The 24,432-nt window shown below is 59.8% G+C and carries 21 protein-coding genes and 1 riboswitch; of the genes, 11 read left to right on the top strand and 10 right to left on the bottom strand.

Annotated features, from left to right (window positions below):
- The first annotated feature begins 382 nt into the window (after positions 1–382).
- Positions 383–649, top strand: a riboswitch (cobalamin riboswitch).
- A 61-nt stretch (positions 650–710) separates the two neighbouring features.
- From RV1423_RS00105 to RV1423_RS00095, 3 genes are read left to right on the top strand one after another with little or no spacing between them, the layout of a single operon-like run.
- The gene (locus RV1423_RS00105) at positions 711–2,654 is read left to right on the top strand and encodes a TonB-dependent receptor (protein WP_034291847.1); all 1,944 of its coding nucleotides are present in this window, start codon (positions 711–713) and stop codon (positions 2,652–2,654) included.
- A 7-nt stretch (positions 2,655–2,661) separates the two neighbouring features.
- On the top strand, positions 2,662–3,645 hold the full coding sequence (locus tag RV1423_RS00100) for an iron ABC transporter permease (protein WP_197034843.1): 984 nt from the start codon (positions 2,662–2,664) through the stop codon (positions 3,643–3,645).
- Entirely contained in the window at positions 3,642–4,418 is a 777-nt protein-coding gene (locus RV1423_RS00095; protein WP_034291845.1) for an ABC transporter ATP-binding protein, read from the top strand. Before RV1423_RS00100 ends, RV1423_RS00095 begins: the two co-directional genes overlap by 4 nt.
- A gap of 11 nt (positions 4,419–4,429) precedes the next feature.
- On the opposite strand, the gene RV1423_RS00090 is transcribed toward RV1423_RS00095, so the two are convergent.
- The 4 genes from RV1423_RS00090 to RV1423_RS00075 all read right to left on the bottom strand — a co-directional run bounded on the left by RV1423_RS00090 (position 4,430) and on the right by RV1423_RS00075 (position 7,291).
- Complete coding sequence (locus tag RV1423_RS00090) at positions 4,430–5,308, bottom strand: cobalamin-binding protein (protein WP_034291843.1); 879 nt, start codon at positions 5,306–5,308, stop codon at positions 4,430–4,432.
- Positions 5,308–6,147: a pantoate--beta-alanine ligase gene (gene panC, locus RV1423_RS00085; RefSeq protein WP_034291841.1), complete on the bottom strand. Its 840-nt coding sequence runs from the start codon at positions 6,145–6,147 to the stop codon at positions 5,308–5,310. The genes RV1423_RS00090 and panC overlap by 1 nt, the downstream gene beginning before the upstream one ends.
- 61 nt (positions 6,148–6,208) lie before the next feature.
- Positions 6,209–7,075 (bottom strand): ScpA family protein, encoded by an 867-nt coding sequence (locus tag RV1423_RS00080; protein ID WP_034291840.1) that lies wholly within the window; start codon positions 7,073–7,075, stop codon positions 6,209–6,211.
- 9 nt (positions 7,076–7,084) lie between these two features.
- Positions 7,085–7,291 carry a DUF3460 family protein gene (locus RV1423_RS00075; RefSeq protein WP_034291838.1) on the bottom strand — a complete coding sequence of 69 codons (207 nt, stop codon included), beginning with the start codon at positions 7,289–7,291 and terminating at the stop codon, positions 7,085–7,087.
- Positions 7,292–7,371: 80 nt separating this feature from the next.
- Between RV1423_RS00075 and bamE the strand changes: the two genes are divergently transcribed.
- The 8 genes from bamE (at position 7,372) to RV1423_RS00035 (ending at position 16,231) form a co-directional block, all read left to right on the top strand.
- Positions 7,372–7,881, top strand: coding sequence for an outer membrane protein assembly factor BamE (bamE, locus tag RV1423_RS00070; protein ID WP_051516375.1), 510 nt, complete (start codon positions 7,372–7,374; stop codon positions 7,879–7,881).
- Between the two features lie 312 nt (positions 7,882–8,193).
- Positions 8,194–10,698, top strand: a complete 2,505-nt coding sequence (locus RV1423_RS00065) for a type VI secretion system Vgr family protein (protein WP_231501991.1) — start codon at positions 8,194–8,196, stop codon at positions 10,696–10,698.
- Position 10,699: 1 nt separating this feature from the next.
- The gene (locus RV1423_RS00060) at positions 10,700–12,679 is read left to right on the top strand and encodes a hypothetical protein (protein ID WP_051516370.1); all 1,980 of its coding nucleotides are present in this window, start codon (positions 10,700–10,702) and stop codon (positions 12,677–12,679) included.
- Positions 12,679–13,419 carry a hypothetical protein gene (locus tag RV1423_RS00055; RefSeq protein ID WP_034291834.1) on the top strand — a complete coding sequence of 247 codons (741 nt, stop codon included), beginning with the start codon at positions 12,679–12,681 and terminating at the stop codon, positions 13,417–13,419. The genes RV1423_RS00060 and RV1423_RS00055 overlap by 1 nt, the downstream gene beginning before the upstream one ends.
- Entirely contained in the window at positions 13,416–13,730 is a 315-nt protein-coding gene (locus RV1423_RS00050; RefSeq protein WP_034291832.1) for a hypothetical protein, read from the top strand. The genes RV1423_RS00055 and RV1423_RS00050 overlap by 4 nt, the downstream gene beginning before the upstream one ends.
- A 38-nt stretch (positions 13,731–13,768) precedes the next feature.
- Positions 13,769–14,461, top strand: a complete 693-nt coding sequence (locus RV1423_RS28415; RefSeq protein WP_155834988.1) for a hypothetical protein — start codon at positions 13,769–13,771, stop codon at positions 14,459–14,461.
- A 124-nt stretch (positions 14,462–14,585) separates the two neighbouring features.
- Positions 14,586–14,846 carry a PAAR domain-containing protein gene (locus tag RV1423_RS28835; protein ID WP_081768621.1) on the top strand — a complete coding sequence of 87 codons (261 nt, stop codon included), beginning with the start codon at positions 14,586–14,588 and terminating at the stop codon, positions 14,844–14,846.
- Positions 14,843–16,231 carry a hypothetical protein gene (locus tag RV1423_RS00035; RefSeq protein WP_034291828.1) on the top strand — a complete coding sequence of 463 codons (1,389 nt, stop codon included), beginning with the start codon at positions 14,843–14,845 and terminating at the stop codon, positions 16,229–16,231. The genes RV1423_RS28835 and RV1423_RS00035 overlap by 4 nt, the downstream gene beginning before the upstream one ends.
- A 20-nt stretch (positions 16,232–16,251) precedes the next feature.
- Here RV1423_RS00035 and RV1423_RS00030 read toward each other — a convergent pair whose 3' ends face one another.
- The 6 genes from RV1423_RS00030 to metG all read right to left on the bottom strand — a co-directional run bounded on the left by RV1423_RS00030 (position 16,252) and on the right by metG (position 24,087).
- Positions 16,252–17,952, bottom strand: a complete 1,701-nt coding sequence (locus tag RV1423_RS00030; RefSeq protein ID WP_034291826.1) for a Na/Pi cotransporter family protein — start codon at positions 17,950–17,952, stop codon at positions 16,252–16,254.
- Positions 17,949–18,737 carry an HAD-IIB family hydrolase gene (locus tag RV1423_RS00025; RefSeq protein ID WP_034291824.1) on the bottom strand — a complete coding sequence of 263 codons (789 nt, stop codon included), beginning with the start codon at positions 18,735–18,737 and terminating at the stop codon, positions 17,949–17,951. Before RV1423_RS00025 ends, RV1423_RS00030 begins: the two co-directional genes overlap by 4 nt.
- Positions 18,734–20,290: a glycerol-3-phosphate dehydrogenase gene (gene glpD, locus RV1423_RS00020; protein WP_034291822.1), complete on the bottom strand. Its 1,557-nt coding sequence runs from the start codon at positions 20,288–20,290 to the stop codon at positions 18,734–18,736. Before glpD ends, RV1423_RS00025 begins: the two co-directional genes overlap by 4 nt.
- A 4-nt stretch (positions 20,291–20,294) precedes the next feature.
- On the bottom strand, positions 20,295–21,314 hold the full coding sequence (locus tag RV1423_RS00015) for a sugar-binding transcriptional regulator (protein WP_034291820.1): 1,020 nt from the start codon (positions 21,312–21,314) through the stop codon (positions 20,295–20,297).
- Positions 21,315–21,512: 198 nt separating this feature from the next.
- Positions 21,513–21,992, bottom strand: coding sequence for a GNAT family N-acetyltransferase (locus tag RV1423_RS00010; protein ID WP_034292438.1), 480 nt, complete (start codon positions 21,990–21,992; stop codon positions 21,513–21,515).
- Positions 21,993–22,023: 31 nt separating this feature from the next.
- On the bottom strand, positions 22,024–24,087 hold the full coding sequence (metG, locus tag RV1423_RS00005; RefSeq protein ID WP_034291818.1) for a methionine--tRNA ligase: 2,064 nt from the start codon (positions 24,085–24,087) through the stop codon (positions 22,024–22,026).
- Positions 24,088–24,432: the final 345 nt, after the last annotated feature.

The raw sequence follows: 24,432 nt of genomic DNA, 5'->3' as shown, positions 1-24,432 counted from the left end.
GGCGGACAATCTGTCACTGAATTACGTGGTTCGACGAGACGGTTCGTTGATATGACGCTCCTGTTCTTTATGACAGACGGCTGTATTGTGCGGCATTCATTGTTGCGTTGCCGAAATAATAAATGCATATCGGCAATAAATGGCAATCCTGTAGAGAGCTTGCCTGCATCTTTTGCCTGATTCCCCGGCCGGGCCCAGGTCAAGGCGCACCTCCGCTATTAGTTGAACGGATTATAAGGCCCTGTCAAGCTGCTCCATCAGCTAAAAAGCGATGAAAATTCCCCATTTCACTGACGTTATGGCGATCAGGTTGATCTTTGGGCAATCTTACTGCAAGCCTGCTTCGTTTGTCACGGCGGATTGCCCTTCGTGGCTTTGCCGCATACAATTGCGCCGTTTTGGTGCTCGCCGACATGTTCATGCCGGCAGTTAAACGGGAAGTACGGCGCGGAATCGGATGACGGTTGTCTGTCCGCCAACGTACGCTGCCCCCGCAACGGTAAGCAGGCGCCATCGGTTGTTTCGATGGCGGCCGCCATATTCGCCACTGTGATCGCTTCGCGCATCTTGTCGTTTGCGCAGCGCGGCATGGGAAGGCTTGGTGGTGACGCCTGCAGCCCGGATACCGGCCAGGACAGGGGAAGGCCGCGCCTTCCATTTCAATCCGGCCTGCGGGGAGGCAGGCGGGAAACGCTTATCAGAAATGCATCATGAAACCTGCAGTTCCATCACGCCGTGCAGCAGTCGCACCTGCACTGGCGGTTGTTGTCCATATCGTTTTTTCATGCACCAATGCCGCGGCGCAGACTGTCGCCGATCAGAACCTTGCGCCCGTCGTCGTGACCGCATCACGTTTTCCCAACGACCCGGCGTTCCCTCCGGTGGGGGCAACCGTCGTCACGGCCGAAGACATCCGCAATGCGGGCATCGACAACGTCAACGAAGCAATTCGCAAGCTTGGCGGCGTATATGGACGTCAGAGCCTGGCGGGACCGGGCGACTTTGCACTCGACATGCGCGGCTTCGGCAGCAATGGCGACCAGAACCTGGTCATCCTGATTGACGGCGTGCGTTTGTCCGAAAATGAATTGTCGACCGCTTTGCTGTCTTCGGTGCCGATCGACACCGTCGAACGCATCGAGATCATGCGCGGCGGCAGCAGCGTGCTGTATGGCGACGGCGCCACCGGCGGCACGATACAAATCATCACCAAGCGGCCCGCAGCGGATGCAACGCACGGCACTGTGGTCGGCGAGGCGGGCAGCTACGGTTTGCGCAGCGGCCGCGCCAGCGTGTCCAGAGGCTGGGACGGCTTTGCACTGAACGCCGCCTACAGCAAGCAGCATGCGGACAATTACCGCGGCAACAACGCTGCCAATCAGGAAAATTTCAGCGGCGTGGCGCAATGGTTTTCCAGCGAGGGCCGTTTCGGCTTGCGCGTCGACCTGGCGCGCGCCGACTACGGTCTTCCTGGCTCGCTTAGCATGGCGCAGTTTCTCGCCAATCCGCGCCGGGCAAGTACGCCTCAGGATAACGGTTCCTACGATAGCGATCGCATCACGGCCTTCTTCGAGCGCAAGTTCGGCGCGCTTGAGGCCGCCGCGGAACTGTCCCATCGGGAAAAGATTTCCCGCGCCAGCTATGGCGGCGGCCCGGTCAGCGAAGTGCACAGCCGCACCACGCAGTTCTCGCCGCGCCTGCGCCACATCGCCGAAGGCGGCGGGCTGAAGAACGAGCTGGTAACGGGACTCGATTTTTCCGAATGGCAGACCGGTAATGTCAATGGCGGCAGCGATGCCAGGCAGACTGCTCGCGCCGCCTATGTGCGCGATGAATTACAGATCGATCGCAATGCGCGCATCGCGCTAGGGCTGCGCCATGAAGTATTCGACAAGAACAGTACCATCGGTGGCTACGATAAAGCGCAAGGCGTCAATGCCTGGGACGTGCAGGCGAGCTATGCGGTCGTGCCCTCCGTGCGCGTGTTCAGCAAGACAGGACAAAGCTATCGTTTGCCGACCGCCGACGAGAATGGTTTTGCCGCATTGGCGACGGGGCAGATACTCAAGCCGCAGATGTCGCACGATCTGGAATTCGGCGCGACCTGGGGCGGCGCAGACACCAACGCCACGCTCAAGTGGTTCCGCCATCGCCTCAGGGACGAGCTGTTTTTTGATCCGACCGTCGGCCCTTTCGGCGCCAACGTCAATCTGGACCCGACCAAACGGCAGGGCGTGGAACTGGAAGCCAACGCAAGATTGAGCGCGGACTTCAGCCTGAAAGCCAATTTCCAGCACATCGCCGCAACCTTCACCGACGGCCCCAACGCCGGCAAGGAAATGGTGCTGGTGCCGAGGAACACTGCTTCGGCGCGCCTGAACTGGCAATCCGGCAACCAGAGCGTCAACCTCGGCGTGCTGTGGGCCGATGCGCAGCGCTACGGCAGCGATTTCAGCAACACCTGCAACGCGCGCATGCCGTCGTACACGACCGTCGATGCGCGCTATGCGGTGCGGGTGAGCGCGTGGGAGTTTGCGCTGACCGGCGCCAACCTGGCCGACAAGAATTATTTTTCGCAAGCCTTCGGCTGCGCCGGCAGCATCTATCCCGAGAGCGGCCGTGCAGTAAAATTTACCGCACGTTACGACTTTTAAGGATCGCATGCGACGAGCAATAGGGATACTTTCCTGCCTGGCGGTATTGGCCGGGCTGGCGCTCGTTCTCGCCGGCATGTGCGGCAGCACCGGCTGCCTGCGACCGGGCGGCGACAGCGCCGATGCTGCCATGTTGCTGCAACTGCGCGTGCCGCACGCCCTGACCGCATTCACTGTCGGCGCGCTGCTGGCGATGGCGGGGGCGCTGATGCAAGTTCTGTTGCGCAATCCTTTGGCCGAACCTTATGTGCTGGGCGTATCGGGCGGTTCTGCCGCGGGGGCTTTGGTGGCGACGCTGGCAGCGGGTTACGCCAGTCTGCCGCGACAGAATATCGCTGCGGTCGGCGCCGTGATGGGGGCCGGTCTGGCGGTGATCTTGCTGTTCGGCCTTGTCGGTAAATCCCTGCGTCGCTTGCCCTTGTCGCCGATGGCGGCGGGGCATCGCTTGCTGTTGACCGGCGTAATGCTGGCAGCGGGATTCGGCGCGGTCATTACGCTGGTGCTCACGCTGGCGGCCGATTCGCAATTGCGCGGCATGGTGTTCTGGCTCATGGGCGATCTGGAAGATAGCCGTTTCCTGCCGGTTGCGGCAATGATCGCCGTGCTTGTGCTGCTCTGGTCGACCTGGAATGCACCGCGCCTGAATTTGCTGGCGCGCGGCGAAAGTTTTGCGCAATTGCTCGGCGTGCCGGTGGTGCGCCTGCGCGTCGCAACCTTGTGCGCGGCGTCGCTGGCGACCGCCGCGGCGGTGACCATGGCCGGCACCATCGGCTTCGTCGGCCTGGTGGTGCCGCACGGCCTGCGCCTGCTGATCGGCAACGACCAGCGCGTACTGCTGCCTGCTGCGGCATTGGCCGGCGGCGGCGGGCTCGCGCTGGCCGATCTGGCGGCGCGCACGGTCGTCGCGCCGACGCAATTGCCGGTCGGCGTCATCACTGCGCTGATTGGTGTGCCGCTGTTTCTGTGGCTGCTGTCGAGGAGCCGCACATGAAGCGCGCGACCTTGCTCACGACCGACAAGCTGACGCTTCGCACCGGTGCTGCCAGCCTGCTGACCGATCTCGACTGGCAAGTCCATCAGGGAGAATTCTGGTGCGTGCTCGGCAAGAACGGCATCGGCAAAAGCACCTTGCTGCATACGGTCGCCGGCTTGCTGGCGCCGGCAAGCGGACATCGCCATGCAACGGACGGCGATGTCGCCGGCTTGACGCCCCGACAGCTTGCCTTGTGGCGCGGCCTAGTGGCGCAGCAGCAGTTCGATGCATTTTCTTGCAACGTGCTCGACAGCGTCATGGCCGGCCTGCATCCTTACCGGACCGGCTGGGGCTGGCACGACGCCGCCGACCGGCGCGCCGCCGCCGATGTGCTGGGGCTGCTCGGCATGACTGCCTATGCCGATGCGGACGTAATGCGGCTTTCCGGCGGCGAACGTCAACGCGTCGCCATCGCCACCTTGCTACTGCAGGCACCGCAACTCTATCTGCTCGATGAACCCGCGTCGCATCAGGATGTCGCGGCCCAGCAAGTGGTCATGCGCCTGTTGCGCGAACTGGCGGACGACGAACATGGCGTCGTCGCCAGCATGCACGATATCAATCTTGCAGCGCGTTTTGCTACGCATGTATTGCTGATCGGCGAACGGAGCTGGTGGAGCGGGGAGGTTAATGAGGTATTGCGGCCGGACGTGTTGCAGGCGGCATTCGATTGCCGCTTCGATGTTATCGATTCGGCGCGCGGAAAATGGTTTGCGCCGTCTTCAGCCTGACGGTTCAGGGCCTACTTTTCCGATGGTTTGTCCCGGACAGTATCGAGCATCTTGCAAACCTGTTCGACGGCATCGAGGATGCGCGGGCCGGGTCGATTCATCCAGTCGGCGTGGACGGTAAACAAGTTGTCGTTCGCGACCGCTCGCATTTTTCCAAAGCGGTGCCATTGTTCGAACGGCTGTTCCTTCGCATCGTCGGGCGCGAGGATGGCATCGGGATCGGCGGCGATGACGGTTTCGATACTGACGGTGGGCGCCAGTTGAGGCAGGCTGGCGAAAATGTTGTTGCCGCCGCAGGTGCGCAAGACCGCCGACGCCATGTGTTTGCCGCTGAGCGTCATCAGCGGCTGGCTCCATATCTGGTAGAACACGCTGACCGGCGAACGGTTGCGATAGCGTTGTTCCAGCGCCTGCCGGCGTGCGCGGAAATCGGCTGCGGCCTTGTTGCCTTCGGGCGTGCCGCTCAGTGCGCCGAGACGCTCCAGCGACGATGCAATCATGGCGTAATCGGCCGGCTGGCTTTCGAATACCGGGATGCCGAACGCACGCAGTTTTTGCACTTGCGATGCCGAGTTGCCGCTATGCCAGGCGACAATCAGGTCGGGTTTGAGCGTGAGGATTTTTTCGACGTCGACGGTGCCGATGCGGCCGACGGAAACGATCTGTTTCGCGGCCTGCGGATAGTCGCTGTAATTGCTGACGCCGACGACGTAAGGTCCGGCGCCGGCGGCGTAGAGCAATTCGGTGGTGTGCGGCGACAGGCTGACGATGCGGCGGGCGGGCCGGTCGAGGCGGATGTCGTTGCCGAGGTCGTCCTTGACGGCGACGCTTGCCGCAGCCGCCGCCGACCATGCCAGGGCAAAGGCAAGGACGGCCTGCCTGCATCGCATCAGATTTCCAGGTTGTCGATCAGGCGGGTGTTGCCGAGCTTGGCGGCGGCGACCACCACCAGTTTTTCGCCTTGCGCCAGGTCGCCGGCCGAGGGCGGCTGCAGGTCGATGCGTTTGCGGATCGAGATGTAGTCCGGTTTCCAGCCGCGCTGCGCCAGCGCATCCATGGCTTTGCGTTCGAGCTTGAAAACGTCCAGGTGTCCGCCGCGCACTTCGTCGGCGACCTGATTGAGCGCCTTGTACAGTTCCGGCGCTTCGGCGCGTTCCGCGACCGACAGGTAACCATTGCGCGAAGACAATGCGAGGCCGTCGTCGGCGCGCCAGGTTTCGGCGGCGATGATTTCGGTCGGCAGCGCGAACTGGCGCGCCATGTTGCGCACGATCATGAGCTGTTGGTAATCCTTCTTGCCGAACACCGCGACGCGCGGTTGCACACAGGAGAACAGCTTGAGCACCACCGTCGTGACGCCGGTGAAGAAACCGGGGCGGAATTCGCCTTCGAGAATGTTGCCGAGATCGTCCGGCGGCTGCACGCGGTATTCCTGCGGCTCGGGATAGAGGTCTTTCTCGGTCGGTGCGAACAGGACATAGACGCCTTCCTTTTCCAGCTTTTCGACGTCAGCCTGGAAGGTGCGCGGATATTTGTCGAAATCTTCGTTGGGACCGAATTGCAGGCGATTGACGAAAATCGACGCCACCACCGGATCGCCGTGGGTGCGCGCCAGGCGCATCAGCGACAGATGGCCTTCGTGCAGGTTGCCCATGGTCGGGACGAAGGCGGTGCGCAATTGGCCGCGCAGTTGATCGCGCAGTTCTTCGATGGACGAGATGATTTTCATGGCGTGATGTCGTGGATTGGATACGGAAGCGGGCTGAGATGTACTCGGGCTGGCTGAAAAATCAGCTCGGCGAGTACGACAGCCGCACGTAAATCGGCGCGAAGGCTTCGGCCTGGGTGATTTCGATCAGGGTTTCCTTGGCCAGCTCGAGCAGGGCGATGAAGTTAACCACCACCACCGGTACGCCGCGCGCCGGATCGAACAGGTCGGCGAATTCGACGAAGCGGGCCGATTGCAGGCGGCGCAGGATGCCGGTCATATGCTCGCGCACCGACAATTCTTCGCGGCTGATGTGATGGTGGGCGGTCAGTTTGGCGCGGCGCATGATATCGGCCCATACCGCATGCAGGTCGTCGAGGTTGACTTCGGGCCAGCGCGTGACGACGGTTTGTTCGATGTAGACCTGGGTGCGCACGTAGTCGCGGCCGACTTGCGGCAGCGAGTCGAGTTCCTGCGCGGCCAGTTTCATCTGTTCGTATTCGAGCAGACGGCGCACCAGCTCGGCGCGCGGGTCTTCGGCTTCTTCGCCGGTGTCGGCTTTCCTGACCGGCAGCAGCATGCGCGACTTGATCTCGATCAGCATCGCGGCCATCAGCAGGTATTCGGCGGCCAGTTCAAGGTTGTGCTGGCGGATCTGATCGACATATTCCAGATATTGCAGGGTGACCTGCGCCATCGGGATGTCGAGGATGTTGAAGTTTTGTTTGCGGATCAGGTACAGCAGCAGGTCGAGCGGTCCCTGGAACGCCTCCAGGAACACTTCCAGCGCGTCCGGCGGGATGTACAGGTCGGTCGGCAGCTTGAACAGCGGCTCGCCGTACAGCTTGGCGAAAGCGACGCCGTCAACCACGTCCGGCGTCGAGTCCGGCTGGCCTTCCAGCGTGAGTTCGGCAGCGTCGGAGGATGGATTCCCGGCGTTTTCGATCATGCTGGCGGATTAGTGGTTTTGATAGACGTAGGGTTGTTGCTTGACACGGGATTCCTTGTCGCGCGCGGTCTTGTCCAGATCCAGCGGCGCCTTGTCCCACAGCAGTGCGCGACCGGCGCGTTGCTGCTCTTCCAGATTCGGGTTCTTTTGCTTGAGTTCGTCGATGAACTTGGTGGCTTCCGATTGGTAGGAACTGAAATGTTTGCTGAATAACATGATTTATCCCGGGAATTCTTGTTAACTGGCTAATAGACGCTATTCTACCCTGTCTTGAAGCCCGGATATCAAAGATGGCAATGATGAAAAGCAAGGTAATTGGGTGGCTCCTGGCGGCTAGCGCGGTATTGCTTGCGCCGGGATGCGACCGCAACGGCAATCCGATGGAGGAGTTTGGTTTGGACAAGTTGAACACAGGCGTATCGACCGAAGCCGATGTGCGCGGCGTCATGGGGCAGCCGGACAGCGTACGCGAGGAAAGCGACGGCGGCCGCACGCTGGAGTACCCGAAAGGCCCGGAGGGTGTGCGAACCTGGATGTTCCGCATCGCGTCCGATGGTAGGTTGACGGGTTATCAACAGGTGCTGACGGACGAGAATTTCGACAGGGTACAGAAGGGCATGACGCGCGACGAGGTGCGCAATATGCTGGGACGGCCGCGCAGCGTGGTGCCGTTCAAGCGCAAGAATGAAGAGGTGTGGGACTGGAAATACCTGCACGTCCATGAAGAGCGCCTGTTCAACGTGCACTTCGACATGGAGAGCGGCAAGGTGGTGCGGACGTCGATTTCGGAGATATCCGGTCATTGAAGCTGGATAAAGCGTAACAGAATGAGGTTGATGCCGTCGTAAGGCAATTGCTACGTCGTTTTCTGGATAAAAAACATTCCATAAAAATGCTCGGCTATCCGTACTGACGGCTGCCAACCCACGAAACGAGTGGTATCGACACGACACGCCAGCCACTATTTCACTGCCAATTCTCAAAAAAGAATTCAATCCGTAATGCATTCGCATAATCAAATGTATTTTAGAAATTGTTCTATATGCATGTTCTTGTTCATCTCTTAGCATGAGCCTTCGATAACGTCAGCCCGACGACACCTCGAAGGAATGCAAGAGATGAACACACAATCCAATCAAGCCGCCGCGCTCGCTCATGCAGCGTCAGGTCAACAGCGTTACAATGTCACGGTCCCCGGCACCGCCAGCGCCGCCTTGCTGTCGGTGGTGTCATTTGAAGCCGTCGAGGCCTTGGGCGAGCCCTACCGCATCACCATCCAACTCACCCATCCGCAGGAATTACAGCGCGCCGACTACCTCGGCAAGGATGCCAGCTTCACCATCACGCCGTCCGTCATCGATGCGCTCACCGGCTACGCCAACGATGCCCCCGAGGGCCGCACCTTCGCCGGTTGCATCACCCAATTCAACAAGCGCAAACAGACTCACGACTTCCACAGCTACGAATTCGTCATCGAACCGCTGGTGGCGCGCCTGCGCCTGACCCACGCCAGTCGTGTATTCCAACACAAGACCGCACCGCAAATCATCGAAGCCATCCTGCGCAGACACGACTTCAACGGCAATCAGTTCCTGTTCAAGACCCGTCGCACCTACCCCGAGCATGCTTTCCGCCTGCAATACCAGATGAGCGACTGGGACTACATCCACCTGCTGATGCGACAAGAAGGTCTGTACAGCTACTTCACCCCCGGCAAGTTCGGCGACATCATCGTCTTCGGCGACGATATCGACCATTACATTTACAAGCCAGAACTCAAGGTACCGTATCGGGAAACGGCGGGACTGGAGTCGGGCCAGGAAACGGTGTTTAGTCTGCAAACGCAATCGCAGACGGTTCCCGCTTCGTATCTGGTGGCCGATTATCATCCCAACGCAGCTTGGGAGCGCTTCAAAGAAGAAGCGAATATCGCTCGCGCCGACAAGACCACCTATGGTCAGCCCTACGTCTACGGCAGTCATCATCTGAATCAGAAAGATGCCAAATGGGAAGCGCAACTCAGACATGAAGCCGCCATCGCCCATCAAATCACCTACACCGGCCAGAGCAACATCCTCGAACTGCGCCCGGCGCGCATCCTGCGCATGGATCAGTCCCTGCCCGATGCGCCCAATGGCCAGGTCATCGTCAGCGTCACCCACAGCGGCGCACGCGATCAGGCCTACAAGAACAGCTACACCGCCATCCCCAGCGACCGGCGCTTCCGCATCCCGCTCGACGAAGCCAACTGGCCGAAGATCGCCGGAACACTGTCGGCAAGAGTCACCTCGCCGAACCAATATCCCCATGCCTACATTACGAAGCACGGTCATTACCGGGTGCGCTTCGATCTTGATTTCGACGAATGGCATCCGGGCCAAGAGAGCGTGCCATTGCGCCTTGCCAAACCGTTTGCAGGGGCCAACGAAACCGGCTTCCACTTCCCCATCATCGACGGCACCGAAGCGGCGATTGCCTTCATGGACGGCAATCCCAATAAACCCTACATCGCCCACCTGCACCACAACAGCCGCCAGCCCGACCACATCACCACCGAGAACCGCTGGCTGAGCCGCAACGTCATCCGCACGCAAAGCAACAACAAGCTCAGGATGGAAGACTGGAAGGGGCAGGAGCACATCAAGCTCAGCACCGAGCACTCCGGCAAGAGTCAATTGAACCTGGGGCATCTGGTCGACAGCCAGCGTCAGGAGCGTGGACAAGGCTTTGAACTGAGGACCGATGGTCATGGCGCCATCCGGGGCGGCAAGGGATTGTTTGTCAGCGCCGACATGCAAAGCGAGGCCCGCGGCCAGCAACTGGACATGCAAGCTGCGCAAACCTTGCTGCAACAACTGCAAGCCCAGGCACAAGGACTAGCGCAAGCCGCTTCTATTGCCAAGGCCGAAGTCGCCGCACTGCGCGAGCACAACGACTGGCTCACCGAGAGTGTGGCCGAACTCAAACAAGCCGTGCTGCTGCTGTCCTCGCCGGCAGGCATTGCCGCCGCCACGCCCAGCCATATCAATCTGTCGGCTGGACAAGACATCATGCAGCACAGCGGCGACGACCACAGCATCAGCGTCGGCAAGCGTTTCTTGTTAGCCGCCAGCCAAGGGATGTCCATGTTCGCCCACAAGATGGGCATCAAACTGTTCGCCGCCCAAGGCAAGGTACAGATACAGGCCCAAAGCGACAATCTGGAAATGGTCGGTCAACGGGACGTGCAGATCACCAGCGCCGCCGGCAAGACCGTGGTCAATGCCGCCAATGGCATCGTCCTGCACAGCGGCAGCGCTTACATCAAAATCCTCGGCGACAACGTCGAGATCGGCGGAGACGGCAAGCTCAATCTCAAGATTCGCAGCGTCGTCAAGGAAGAACCGGGCACGCTGTCGCTACCCTTGCCCGTGTTCCAGCAAAAGGCTATCCCGCAGTCGGAACGTTACGTGCTCATGGACGAATTTACCCGGCGTCCAGCCCCCAACCAGGATTACCGCATCAAGCTTGCCGATGGCAACACTGTCACCGGCACTACCGACAGCGATGGTCGCACCAGCCTCACCCAAAACGACATCGCGCGCGGCATCACCCTGCTCACTAACCATCCGAAGGAGGCCTGATATGCCGATCGTAAACTATCCCATCAATATCAAACCCTTGGCGGGCGAACCTGACAAGCCCGTCTACGAACATCCCGACATGATGCACCCGGTCGAGCGGCATATCGATGCCAATGGCATCCTGTCGTGGAAATCCTACGAAACGCCCGAGGACTATCACGTCTATGCGCGCGTCGACCTGCCGATCAACCTGCCCGGCGTGGTGATCTTCGTGCATGGCGTCAACTCCGAGGGAGAGTGGTATGACGTGGCGGAACAAGCGTTATGTGAAGGGTTAAATGAGCGTTTGAATCGAGACGATCTCAAACCAAATAAATATGTAACTCGTAATAAAGACGATCAACCCATTCGTCGTACTTTGAAGCTCGACAACGACGGCCGTTCCCCCGTCATCCGCTTCTATTGGGGCTATCGCGCCCAGGACGGACAGAAAGGCAAGTGGCGCATCCCGCTCAAGAACCCTGACCAGTTGGACTGCGCCAAACACGGCGACGACAAGAATGCCGAAGACCCCTGGTACTGGGGAGGCGGTCCATTCCAGAACGGCACCAACAACCTGCAACAGCTATGGAGTCCGCTGGGCTTCTCGCGCGAAGTGCTGGGTTTCGACATGCAACAGTTCAACACCGAAGTCGAGCGCGAGTTAAACGACGCACCCCCGCGCCAGTACTTCGCCCACGCCGCCGGCCGGCTGGCCAAGCTGATCGACACCATCCGCGAGCAATCCTTGAACAGCCTCACCATCGTCTCGCACAGCCAGGGCACCATGCTCGCGATGGCCGCCACGCTCTTGTGCAAGAAGCGTCCGCCGGACGCCGTCATGCTGATGAACTCCCCCTACGCCCTGACCGACAAGTTCACCGACGCCCTGACCTGCGGCCATGAGCGGCCCACCGACGGCGCGCGCCTGCGCACCTTGCAAGCGGTAGTCGACAAGCTGCGGCCCAACCAGCAATTGTTGAACGACCAGAAGCGGCTCGACAACGTGCGCATCGGCGCCACCAAATGCGGTCAAATGCACTACTGGCGCCCCAACATCGTGCACCCCTGCGGCACCTCCGAGCGCGACAACCACGGCCGTCTCTATAACTACTTCAACCCGCACGACCGCGTCATGGGAGCGGAACCCTTACAGAGCATCGGCTGGCAAGGCATCCCGGGCGGCGTGCTGATCGGCATGCAGGACGTGGTCAAGCAACGCATGCTCGCGCGCGGCACGCCCTGCGGGGATGAGCCGGCCTTGACGCCGTTCGGCAAGCTGCCGCTGATTCCCGATCCGGAACCGGGCGTGCACCCGACCAATTTCTGGAACGGCAACCGCAAGGTGCTGCTCACCAAAAACCTGTGGGCAGTGCCGCCGCTGGAGCAGATGGCTTCTGTCAATGCGGAGAGGGTGCCAAAGCCGTTGACGGCAGAGGAGATGAGTGCACCTCGAATAAAAGAAGTCACCAGAATAGTCAACGGCAAGAGCATCATGGAAGAAATGGAAGTGTATTTTGACGAGTCTGTACGCACAGCGAATGCGTGGGGCGCGATGGGTCTTGACGGTAAATTTAAAGAACCGGATTTTCCTTATCTGTCCTCCTTTTATCAAGACAAAAAAATCGTCAGTCATAAGGATATCTATAGTGCAAGCGGAGAAGTCCGCGAACCAGAAACGCAAGAAGAACTACAGCAACGCATTACTAATTACTATCCCATGCCTGCTAACCACAGCACGTTGTCCATGCACGTTGAGTTCATCAAACGCGTAGTCGCCTACGATCTTCCGGTGGGCTTCTGCGGCAGCTACACGCAAGAGAAATGGGCCAAGCTCATCTACATGGCCGATTGGACCAACTTTACGGATTCCTACTTTGATACCGGCAATCTAACGGTGCCGGCGATGCCGCCGGAGATTGATCGCGAGACCGTGAGCGACCAGATTCGAAAGGCCGACGAAGAACGCATTAAGAATTACAAGACCTATGGCGGCGCGTAATGAAAACAACAGCCAAGGCAAACATGAAAGAAATGACAATGGACATAATCAAGATCATCGGTGTGGCCCTGCTGACTGCCAGTATGGCGGGGTGCGTGAATAACGACATCAATTCGCGCAATCAATATAACGGTTCGGCACCACCACCCGATTACGATGTGCCCGCCCAAGTGGTCTACCGGATTGACGATCATCGCTACATTTCGCTGGAAAATTATGACAAGTGTTATGGAGATAACTACTACGTAGATACGAAGGCGAAGTTGCGCACCAAACTCTGGCGCGGAAATCTGAGTAGATATAAGGGGCGGTTGAGTATCGACGATCCAACCGGAATGAATATTGTCATTCCTGATGCACCTGCTGAAACCTGCGGCGACAAGGGCTGCAATGTTTATCTTGCTTACTCTAGCGATGGTGGTCGCACCTTCAAAAGCAAGAAATACATGCAAAGTCCTTATCCAACGAAAGCCTCCGAAAACTATTCCATCCTTGTCGCCCAGGATGGGTTTTATGTGGTGAAGACTTCCGAGTATGCGAAGGGGAAGTTTGATAACGATGTCACTAAATATCCGCTAGCACCAGGAATTGAATACGATACTGTCGCGGGACTTCCAAAGGGATATCACATTGAATATCTCTCAAACAAACCGCTCCCCCCGTTACGTACCCCCTCCGGGCAAGACCGCTTCACCTGCGACGCCAGCATCCGTCCGAGCAACCTGCCCATAGCAAAATGATTGCCTCGCATTCGCCTGCTGAACCGGCACACCCTCTCCGGTACTGGGGAGGCGGTCCATTACAGAACGGCGCCAACAACCTGCAACAGCTATGGAGCCCGCTGGGCTTCTGCGGCAGCTATACGCAAGAGAAATGGGCCAAGCTCATCTACATGGCCGATTGGACCAATTTTACGGATTCCTACTTTGATACCGGCAATCTAACGGTGCCGGCGATGCCGCCGGAGATTGATCGCGAGACCGTGAGCGACCAGATTCGAAAGGCCGACGAAGAACGCATTAAGAATTACAAGACCTATGGGGGTGCGTAATGAAAATAACGATAAAGAAAAAACTGAAGGAAACCAAAATGAACATCACCACTATCCTCGGCTGCGTGTTGCTGACTATCGGTGTGGTCGGCTGCTCTAATGAAGGCATGCTACGCGAGCGGTACAACAAGCTGGTACCACCTGTCCACTATGACGTGCCGCCACAAGTCATTTACCGGATTGACGATCATCGGTTTATTTCACTGGAAAATTATGATCACTGCTTTGGTGATACGTATTTCAACAACACAAAGGAAAATATCCATACCAAATTAGGAAGCGGAGGTATTGAACTCTATCGTGGTCGCCTTGTGATTGATGATCCGACAGAAAAGAACGTAGTCATTGCTTCCGCTCCACAAGGTGGTTGCGGTAGCCGTGGCTGTAATGCCTCCTTAATTTATTCCACCGATGGTGGTCATACCTTCAAGGGCATGGTCTATATGAATCATCCTAATCCAGAAAAAGCCTCTGAAAACTATTTCATCCTTGTCGCCCAGGATGGGTTTTATGTTGCCGAGAAAAGAAGTCAGATCAATGGGGCAACGTATGTAACAAAATATCCGCTCGTCCCCGATATCGATCTTGATAAACCTTACCCAGAAGGAGTGAAGGGTGATGGTTTCCCGACTTCCAAAAAACCGTTGCCTTCTCTACACACCCCTTCCGGGCAAGACCGCTTCACCTGCGACGCCAGCATCCGTCCGAGCAACCTGCCCAAAGAAAAATGATTGCTTCGCATTCGCCTGCTGAAGCGGCACATCCTCTCCGGTACTGGGGAGGCGGTCCATTACAGAACGGCGCCAACCACCGCTGCGCGACTACTTTTTATCACCTCACTTGGAGTCAAAATTCATGTCTAAAAAAATCGTCTGCCTCGGCGACCCCACCAATCGCGGCGGTAAAGTCATTTCGGCGTCGTCGAGTTTCATCTTGCATGGCCGTCGCGCTGCGTTGGTGAATGATGATGTGTCTTGCCCGGAGCATGGCAACAACAAAATCGTCGAAGGCATCGAGGGCTTTTCCGAAAACGGCCGTCTGCTGGTCGTGCATGGGTGCCGGTGCGCTTGCGGCTGTGTGGTTCACGCCAGCGGAGAAAGCGGGATGGCAGCATGAGCTATTCGTGGCATACGCCGGAGATCCCTCTGGAGGAAGAGCCGAAGGGGCTGTCTGTCTGGTTATTTTTATTTGTGTTTTTTCTGTGCGGCATTTGTGGCGCGGTGTTGCGCCTGGCGACCTGGCCGCAGGGCAAGCCGGTCGATGGCGCTTTCTGGGTAGGTTTTGGCGTCATACCGATGTTGATCGCGATCTCCATCAGCGCCTTTATGTTGTTTAATTTGTTTGTCCAGGAGGGCCTGGTTCTTCACTGGAACTTCTTGTGTGCGGTATCGCGCGAGACTTGGCAGGACTGGGCGCGTGTGCATGTCGTGGTGTTGGATAGCGTCGTAGTGACGCCCGAGCCGGATTTGGCGGAACGGTTGCTGGGACTGGAAGGGAGTCCGCCATCCAATCCAGGCAAGGTTTTATCGCTCCCGTCCCCCGAGGACGGGATGGCGGGCGACCGATTGGCGGCCCTATTGGCGCAGCTACTATCGCCACTGGCGCCGGCGATCCGTCGCGTACAGCAAGTCACGTCGCTGACGATTTGTATCGAGGGCGGCCATCAAGACGATGTACAGGTTGTTCAACGTGTCTGGAAGACGTTGAATTTGCCTCAGGCAGCCAAGATAGTGCGGTATGAGGCTGATGGTCCGTCTTTGTTATGCTCGGACGCTGGCACCTCCACGGACAGTCGTCTGGTGCTCGCGTATCAGTTGTTGGACCCGGAACAGGACGTCGCGGCGTATTCAGAGCTGGGAACCGGGCTGATCCTGATTTCACCGGAAACGGCAAGTCGTCTCAAGCTGACGCAACGCACGCGGCTGTTACGCACGATCGATACAACCTCGGAAGACATGAGCGAGGCGTTGGGGATTTTGTTGCGCGCCAAACAGGCGACCGCGCAAAAATTGCGCCACGTTTGGTTCAGTCGTCTCGACAAGACGGCGCGCCATGCCGTCAAGGCAACCGCGCAAGAGAGTTTGCCGGCGGCGACGCTGCATGATATCGATGAGGCCATTGGCAAGCCCGGTCCTGCCAATGGCTGGTTGTCGCTGGCATTGGCGGCGCAGATGGTCAGGCATGGGCAGGGGGCGCAATTGGTCGCCTCCGTGCGTGACAATAATCGAATGGCATGGAACATAGTGACTTCCACGCTGGAATCAGGGCAGCAGGTGCAGTATCCAGATGTGCACAGCGAATTTGTCTATGCGATGTATGGAATCTCCTTCATGTTGGCGGCCTTCGCTTGCGGATTGTCGCTCGATGGCAAGATGGACCAGGAGATCCTCTCCTGGATGGCAGTCGGCACGGTGGTATTTACACTGCTTGTCGTCGGTGCGGGGTTCTGGATGAGACGGAATATTGAAAACCAGTTTTTGGACAAGCTGACTACATATTGATGAGATGATTTGGAAACGGATCAAGGCGGGTGCGAATAGTCGCCGAACTCTTGGCGCTCCTGTTGTACGACCGGATCTTCACCGGTGTCCATGCGACTCCGGCGCAGCATGCCGGCGTCGTCAAGCACCGAATAGGCGGTCGAGCAGAATAGCGAATGCATGCGGCGCATGTCGCTGATCAGATCCAGATGCAGCGAGCTGGTCTCGATGCTTTGCCGGGTTTCGCCGGCCAGGCGCGTCAGGTGGGTCTTGGAATAGGCGCGCTCGAGATCGCGGAAGGCTTCCTTCTCCGCCAGCAGTTTCTGCGCGCTCTTGAGGTCGCCGTCGAGGAATACCGACAGGCCGAGTTGCAGGCTGGCCACCAGGCGCGCATGCATTTCGCAGACCTCGGTCATGCCAGCGTCGGAGAAGCTGCGCTGCGGCGCGATCTTCTTGCTTTCGACGCCTTTGACGATACGCTCGATGATGTCGCCGGCCTGTTCCAGGTTGATGGTCAGCGTGACGATATCGGTCCAGCGGCGCACTTCCTTTTCGTTGAGTTCTTCGCGCGAGACGCGCGCCAGGTACATCTTCAGCGCGGTGTACAGCTTGTCGACGTCGTCGTCGAGCTTGCGGATCTGCTGGGCGCGCAACTGGTCGTTGTCGCGGATCACCGGCAACAGGCCGAGCAGCATTTTTTCGATCAGGTCGCCGATGCGCAGCACTTCGCGCGACGCGTTGGCCAGCGCCAGCGACGGCGTGTCGATGGCGGCCGGATCGAGGTGGCGGGCGGCGATGGCGGCATCGTCGTCTTTGTCCGATTCCGGCAGCAGGCGCGTGCACAGGCGCGACATCGGCTCCACCAGCGGCAGCAGCAAACCGCAGCGCACGGTGTTGTACAGCACATGGAAGGCCACCACGCCGAAGCGCAGGTCCCTGGTCAGCAGGGCGATCCACAGCTCCAGGTAATTGATGAAAGGCAGCACCACGATCGCGCCGGACAGGCGGAACAGCATGCTGCCGAGCGCCACGCGACGGCCCGCGACGTTCTGGCTGGCCGCCGTCAGCAACGCCAGGATGCCGCTGCCGAGATTGGCGCCGATCACCAGGCACAGCGCCACCTTCAGCGAAATGATGCCGGACGTCGCCAGCGTCGCGGCCAGCAGCACGGCAGCCAGGCTGGAATAGGTCAGCATCGCGAACACCGCGCCGATCAGCGCATCGAGGATGACGTCGCCGGTCAGCGTGGAAAACAGCACCTTGATGCCCGCGCCCTGCATCATCGGCTGGGTGGCGGCGGTAATCATTTGCAGCGCCAGCAGGATCAGGCCGAGGCCGATCGCGGCGCGCGCAAGCCGACCGACCGAGGTGTGGCGGCGCGACAGGTAGACCACCACGCCGCCAAAGATCAGCAGCGGCGAAATCCACGACAAGTCGAAGCTCAGTACGCCCGTCATCAGCGCCGTGCCGACATCGGCGCCGAGCATGATGGTCAGCGCCGGCGTCAGCCCGACCAGGCCTTGCGCGACGAACGAGCAGACGATCACGGCGGTGGCGTTGCTGCTCTGGACCAGGCTGGTCACGCCGACGCCGGCCAGGAAGGCCAGGCCGCGGCGCTTGATGCTGGTGCTCAGGATACGGCGCAATTGCGCGCCATACACGCGCAGCACGTCGGTGCGCACGATATGCGTACCCCATACCAGCAGGGCCAGCGCGGAGAGCAGGTTGAGTAAAGTGGTCATGGCGCCAGCAGATGTCGGGTCAGCTCGGCGAAGCCGGCGCCGCACGACTGCTGCGTGATGAAACGCGGCGGATGCGGCAGACGGCCGGTGAAGTCGAGCACGTTGGCTACACCTACCGACAACGGAAAGTAAGCGAACATCGGCGCGTCGTTGGGCGAGTCGCCGACAAATACACAACGGCCGCGCGCGTCGGCATCGTCGATGTCGACGCCGTAACGCTCCTGCATCATCAGGCGCGCCATGCTGAGTTTGTCGTAGTCGCCGAACCAGCCGTTGACGTGAATCGAGCTGATTTTAGCGGACATGCCTGCATTTTCCATGATCCTCACAATGTAATCGATTACATCAAGTTCCAGAAGAGGCACATCTTCGCAGAAATCGATGGCCAAGTCATATTGGCGGCAGAATTGATCCGAGGCGAGAGCGCAGCCGGGCACCTCGCGCAGGATTTTTTCCCGGACGGCGGCAAGGCGCGCGACGTTATTGCGCCGCATCTCTTCATTGAACAGGTGGCGCGTGCGCAGTTTGCCAGTGGCTGCGTCATGCCACATGTAGAGCGCGCCGTTTTCGCCGATGATGCCGTCAACCGGCCACATGCGGGCGATATGGTCGCACCAGCCGGCCGGACGTCCGGTGACCGGGATGACGCGCAGGCCGCTGCGTTGCAAGGATTCCAGCGCTTCGTAAGCTTGTGCGCTGAGCTTGCCGGCGGTGGTGAGCGTATCGTCGATATCGGTAAAGACGGTCTCTGCTTGCCCGCGCGGCAGCTCTTTCAGCGGTTTCATTCCAGTTCTGCCTTGAACTCTGTCTTCAGTTTTGCAGCGTTGCGGGCATGGAACCATGCGGTGAATTCGGCGCGCTGCTGTTCGCTCATGTGCAAGCCGCACTTGGTGCGGCGCCACAGGATGTCTTCCGGTTGGGAAGCCCATTCGTGCATGATCAGGTATTCAACTTCGCGCTGCACCAGTCCGCCGCCGAAGTCGCGGCCCAGTTCGGCCGGCGTTTGCGCTTCCTTCAGGATCACGTGGGCGAGGCGGCCGTGGCGGCCGAACAGGCGCGTGAGGAAATGCGCGTCGAGCCGGGCGTATTTCTTTTTCAGATAGTCCAGTTCCTGAGCACGGTCGGCGCGCTTGAACTTGCCGCCGGGCAGGGATTCTTCCTTGCTCCAGGGACCGCGGCGCGTCTTGGTCCACGGCGCCAGTTTTTCCAGCACCGATTCGGCCAGGCGGCGATAGGTGGTGATCTTGCCGCCGTAGATCGATACGCACGGAATGTTGTCCGCATCTTGCAGGACCAGCGTGTAGTCGCGCGTGACGGCCGAAGGATTGTCGGCTTCATCGTCGAACAGCGGACGCACGCCGGCGTAGCGCCAGACGATATCGGCATGGTCGATCGGCCGGGCGAGGTAGTTGTTCACGGCGCGCAACAGGTAGGCTTCTTCCTCCACGCTGATGCTGGCGCCGTTGTCCATGCTTTCCTGCGGCACGTCGGTGGTGCCGATCAATGTGAACTTGTCCTCGTAAGGAATCATGAAGACGATGCGCTTGTCGTCGTTTTGCAGGATGTAGGCATGCTCGCCGGCGAACAGGCGCGGCACGATGATGTGGCTGCCGCGCACCAGCTTGACGGCGGCGTGCTTGCCGCCCTGGTCGGCCGGGTTGAGCATCTGGTCCATCTTCGCCACCCACGGGCCGGCGGCGTTGACGAGCGCGCGCGCCGAGACGTTGCGGCGCGCGCCGGTGACGGTGTTTTCCAGTTCGCATTGCCATGTGCCGTCGCTGCGTCTGGCGTTGAGCAGGCGGGTGCGGGCGTGGATGTCGGCGCCGTGTTCCTGTGCGCTCAGCAGGTTCAGGATCACCAGCCGGGCATCGTCGACCCAGGCGTCGGAATAGGCGAAGCCGCGCGTAATGTCGGCGCGCAAGCCGCTGGGCGCGCCCATGCGGTCGAGCGCGATGCCTTGCGAATGCGGCAGGGTGATGCGGCCGCCGATATGGTCGTACAGCCACAAGCCGAGGCGGATCATCCAGCGCGGGCGCAGACCTTTGACGTGCGGCATGACAAAGCGCAGCGGCCAGGCGATATGCGGCGCGATGTTGAGCAGGTGTTCGCGTTCGGCCAGCGCTTCGGCGACCAGGCGGAATTCGTAGTATTCAAGATAACGCAGGCCGCCGTGGATCAGTTTGGTGCTGGCCGACGAGGTGGCGCCGGCGAAGTCGTTCTGTTCGCACAAGGCCACTTTGAGGCCGCGTCCGGCCGCGTCGCGCGCCACGCCGGCGCCGTTGATGCCGCCGCCGATGATCAGCAGATCGTAAATTTCAGGATGGGTCGCGGTGCTCATTGCTTTACTCGTTGTCGATTGAATCGGTTGTCGCTTCCGCGCGCGCAGGCGCATCGTTCTTTTCCAGTTCCTGCACCAGCAGTCTGGCGCTCGGTTCGTCGATCACCAGTTCGTTGATGAAGCCACCCAGCAGCGCCGCGCGCAGGCCGGGAATCTTGCCTTTGCCCGACACCACGCAGATCGAATGCGCGGCATGCCGGAACCGGTCCAGATCGGGGCCGCTGCTGCGCGCATTCAACGCCACGTTGCGCCAACTGCCATCGGCACGGAAGAAGACGGTGGCGATGTCGCCGATCACACCGTCGTCGCGGATGTCTTGCCGGTCTTGCTGGTCGAGGTAGCCGCCGGTGTGGATATGACTGCCGGTTTCGGCCGCACCGATACTGAACAGCAGGATCGAGGCGTCGGCCTGCAAGCTGCGGATGGCCTTGATGCTGCGTTCGCGCCAGAGCGCGGTGCGGGTGTCGGCATAATCGAAGAACGCCGGCACGGGGAAGCTGTGCGCCTTGCCGCCATAATTTTGCGCGAAGCGCGACACCAGCGATTCGCCGAAGGTGTTGACGATATCGGCGCCGGCGCCCGAGCCGTTGAGCTGGACCACGTCGACGTCATGCACGGTCTTTGTACTCAGGTTGTCGGCGATGGCGGCAACGGTGTTGCCCCAGGCCAGTCCGATGATGGTGGCGGGTTGCACCAGCGTATTCAGATAGGCGGCGGTGTGTGCGGCCACGCGTTGCAGGCTTTCGCGTTCGCCGGCGGCGGCCGGCACCGGCACCACCTGAATCGAACGCAGCGGGTAGTGCCTGGTGATCGCGGCTTCGAGATTGCCGGACAGCTCCTGCGGATCATGGACGCGGATTTCCACCAGTCCGTTTTCCATCGCATACGACAGCAGGCGCGAGACGGTGGCGCGCGATGTGCCCATTTCTTCCGCGATGGCGGCCGTCGTCATGTTCTGAAAATAGTACAGACGCGCGACGCGCACGGCGGAATAGGCAACTTCCTGACGATCTCCGGTAGCCATTTTCAGGGTTTGAACAAATGATCAGTTGTTTTGAACGTTTGTACAATAATCGAATTTATTCGACAAATCAAGCAATGACGCGATGTCGCAAAGCAACAGCTTATTAGGGTTGTGATGAGCTGGTGATAACAGGAGAGCATGAAAAAGCCGCTGTACGCCGGTATTGCAGGGCGTACAGCGGCTTTGGCGGAGGCGAAATCAGGTGCGCAGCCAGCGGCGCATGACGATGGGGGCGGGTTCCAGCGGATTGGCGCGGGCATATTCGAGTTCCGGCGCGATCTCGAAACCGAATGCGGCATAGACGTCGACCAATTGCGCCTGGTCGGTGCGCACCGCCAGCCGTAGTTCCCCGATGTCAGCCGCCAGCGCACGGTGGATCAGGGCTTCCATGAGGTGCTGCGACAGGCGTTCGCCGCGATAGATCGGCAAGATGCCCATGCGCAGGATTTCCCAGACGTCGAGTTCGGTGTCGAGCGGTAGCCAGCGCACCGATCCGGCCGGCACGTCGCCGCGCAGCAGCACAAAGCCGCCGCCGCGCTGCAAATCTTCCGCCACGCGCTTGGGTTCTTCGCGATGGCCGCTTGAACTGGGCGCAACTTTGTTGGCCCAACTGCTGCGTGTCAGTTCGGCGATCAGTTCCGCGTCGTCGACGGTGGCTTCGCGGATCAGCAATTCGATGTCTGCCATGGCAAGTCGGGACTGGAAGATATCAACGAACGCGCATGCCCGGCTCGGCGCCCGGCGACGGATTGAGCACATAGATGCCCGGCTTGGCCTTTTCATCCTTGGCCGAAGCCGCCAGCACCATGCCTTCGGAAATACCGAATTTCATCTTGCGCGGCGCCAGGTTGGCGACCATCACAGTCAGCTTGCCGATCAGGTCTTCCGGCTTGTAGGCCGAAGCGATGCCGGAGAACACGTTGCGGGTCTTGCCTTCGCCCGCGTCCAGCGTCAGGCGCAGCAGTTTGGTCGAGCCTTCGACGGCTTCGCAATTGACGATCTTGGCGATGCGCAGGTCGATCTTGGCGAAATCGTCGATGCTGATTTCGGGCGCCAGTTCTTCGATGCCGGCGTCGGCGGTTTCCGCGGGGGCGGCAGCCGGCTCGGGCGCGTCGAACAGTGCGTCGAGCATCTTCGGATCCACGCGCTGCATCAGATGGGCGTAGGCATTGATCGTGTGGCCGTCGGGCAGCGCGGTCTGCACATCTGCCCAGGTGAACGGCGCGATGTTGAGAAAGCCTTCGACTTGTGCCGCCAGTTGCGGCAGCACCGGTTTCAGGTACACGGTCAGGATGCGGAAGGCTTCCAGCAGGCGGCTGCAGACTTCATGCAACTGCGCGTCCTTGCCGGTGTCCTTGGCCAGTTCCCACGGCTTGTTGGCGTCGACGTAGGCGTTGACAACGTCGGCTTGCTCCATTACGGCGCGCAGGGCTTTGCCGTATTCGCGCTGTTCATAGAGCGCCTGGATTTCCGGCGCGATACCGCGCAGCTTCGCCAGGAAGGCGTCGTCGGCGGTGGCCCACGCGGTCGACAGTTTGCCATCGAAACGCTTGGCGATGAAGCCTGCTGCGCGGCTGGCGATGTTGACGTATTTGCCGATCAGGTCGGCATTGACGCGCGCGACGAAATCGTCCGGGTTGAAGTCGACGTCTTCGACCTTGGCGTTGAGCTTGGCGGCGATGTAATAGCGCAGCCATTCCGGGTTCATGCCGATGTCGAGGTAGCGCAGCGGCGAGATGCCGGTGCCGCGCGACTTGGACATCTTTTCGCCGCTGACGGTGATGAAGCCGTGCGCGAACACGTTAGTCGGCACCTTGCGGCCGGCGAACTTGAGCATGGCGGGCCAGAACAGCGTGTGGAAATAGGTGATGTCCTTGCCGATGAAGTGGTACTGCTCGGTCTTGTCGTCGGCCATGAAGGCGTCGAAGTCGCGGCCGGTTTTTTGAAAATAATTCTTCAGCGACGCCAGGTAGCCGATCGGCGCGTCCAGCCAGACGTAGAAGTACTTGCCCGGTGCGTCCGGGATTTCGATGCCGAAATAGGGCGCGTCGCGGCTGATGTCCCAGTCGCCCAGGCCGCTTTCTCCATCCAGCCATTCACGGCACTTGTTGGCCACTTCCGGCTGCAGGCGATTGTTGTCGAGCGCCCATTCGCGCAGGAAGGCCACGCACTTCGGGTCGGACAGCTTGAAGAAGAAGTGTTCCGAGGACTTCATGACCGGTGTCGCTCCCGACAGCGTCGAGTACGGATTTTTCAGGTCGGTCGGCGCATACACGGCGCTGCAGTTCTCGCAGGAGTCGCCGTACTGGTCCTTGGTGCCGCACTTGGGACATTCGCCCTTGATGTAGCGGTCCGGCAGGAACATGTTCTTGACCGGATCGAAGAACTGGTCGATGGTCTTGGTCGTGATCAGCTTGGCGTCGTCGCGCAGCGCGCGATAGATGTCCTGCGACAGTTGATGGTTCTCAGGACTGTCGGTCGAACTCCAGTTGTCGAAGGCGATGTGGAAGCCGTCCAGGTATTGCTTGCGCCCGGCCGCGATGTTGGCGACGAACTGCTGCGGCGTCACGCCGGCTTTTTCGGCCGCGATCATGATCGGCGCGCCGTGGGCGTCGTCGGCGCCGACGAAATGGACTTCATGGCCCTGCATTCGTTGGAACCGGACCCAGATGTCGGCCTGGATGTATTCCATGATGTGGCCGATGTGGAACGCGCCGTTGGCGTAGGGCAGGGCGGTGGTAACGAAAAGTTGGCGTGGCGATGAAGTGCTCATTGGCAGTGCTTGTGGGTGGGTAAGGAAGAAAAGAGGGTCATTTTAGCAGTCGCGAGGGTTTTGGCGGAGAGGAGGCAAACAAACAAGTCCCGTTTGGCGGTAATGTCGTCCAGTTAAGCTTCCTCTTCTATGACTGTCGTCCTGACGAAAGTCAGGACCCTGCGTCGTATCGACCGTCTTCACGACGCTGGGCCCCAGCGTTCGCTGGGGCGACTGCTATAGGAAAACAGGCTTGACTGAACGGCATTACCGTTTGGCGGCGATTGTGATGTCTGTGGGGAAACTTTTTCTCATTCCGCCCGCCGATGTGCCAACCGGCGAACGGCGATTGGTTTAGACTGGCGG

The organism is Herbaspirillum sp. RV1423 (assembly GCF_000577615.1).
Classification (GTDB): Bacteria; Pseudomonadota; Gammaproteobacteria; order Burkholderiales; family Burkholderiaceae_D; genus Herbaspirillum.
The sequence above is the reverse complement of the archived record's forward strand: the minus strand, read 5'-3'. Positions and strand labels throughout refer to the sequence as shown.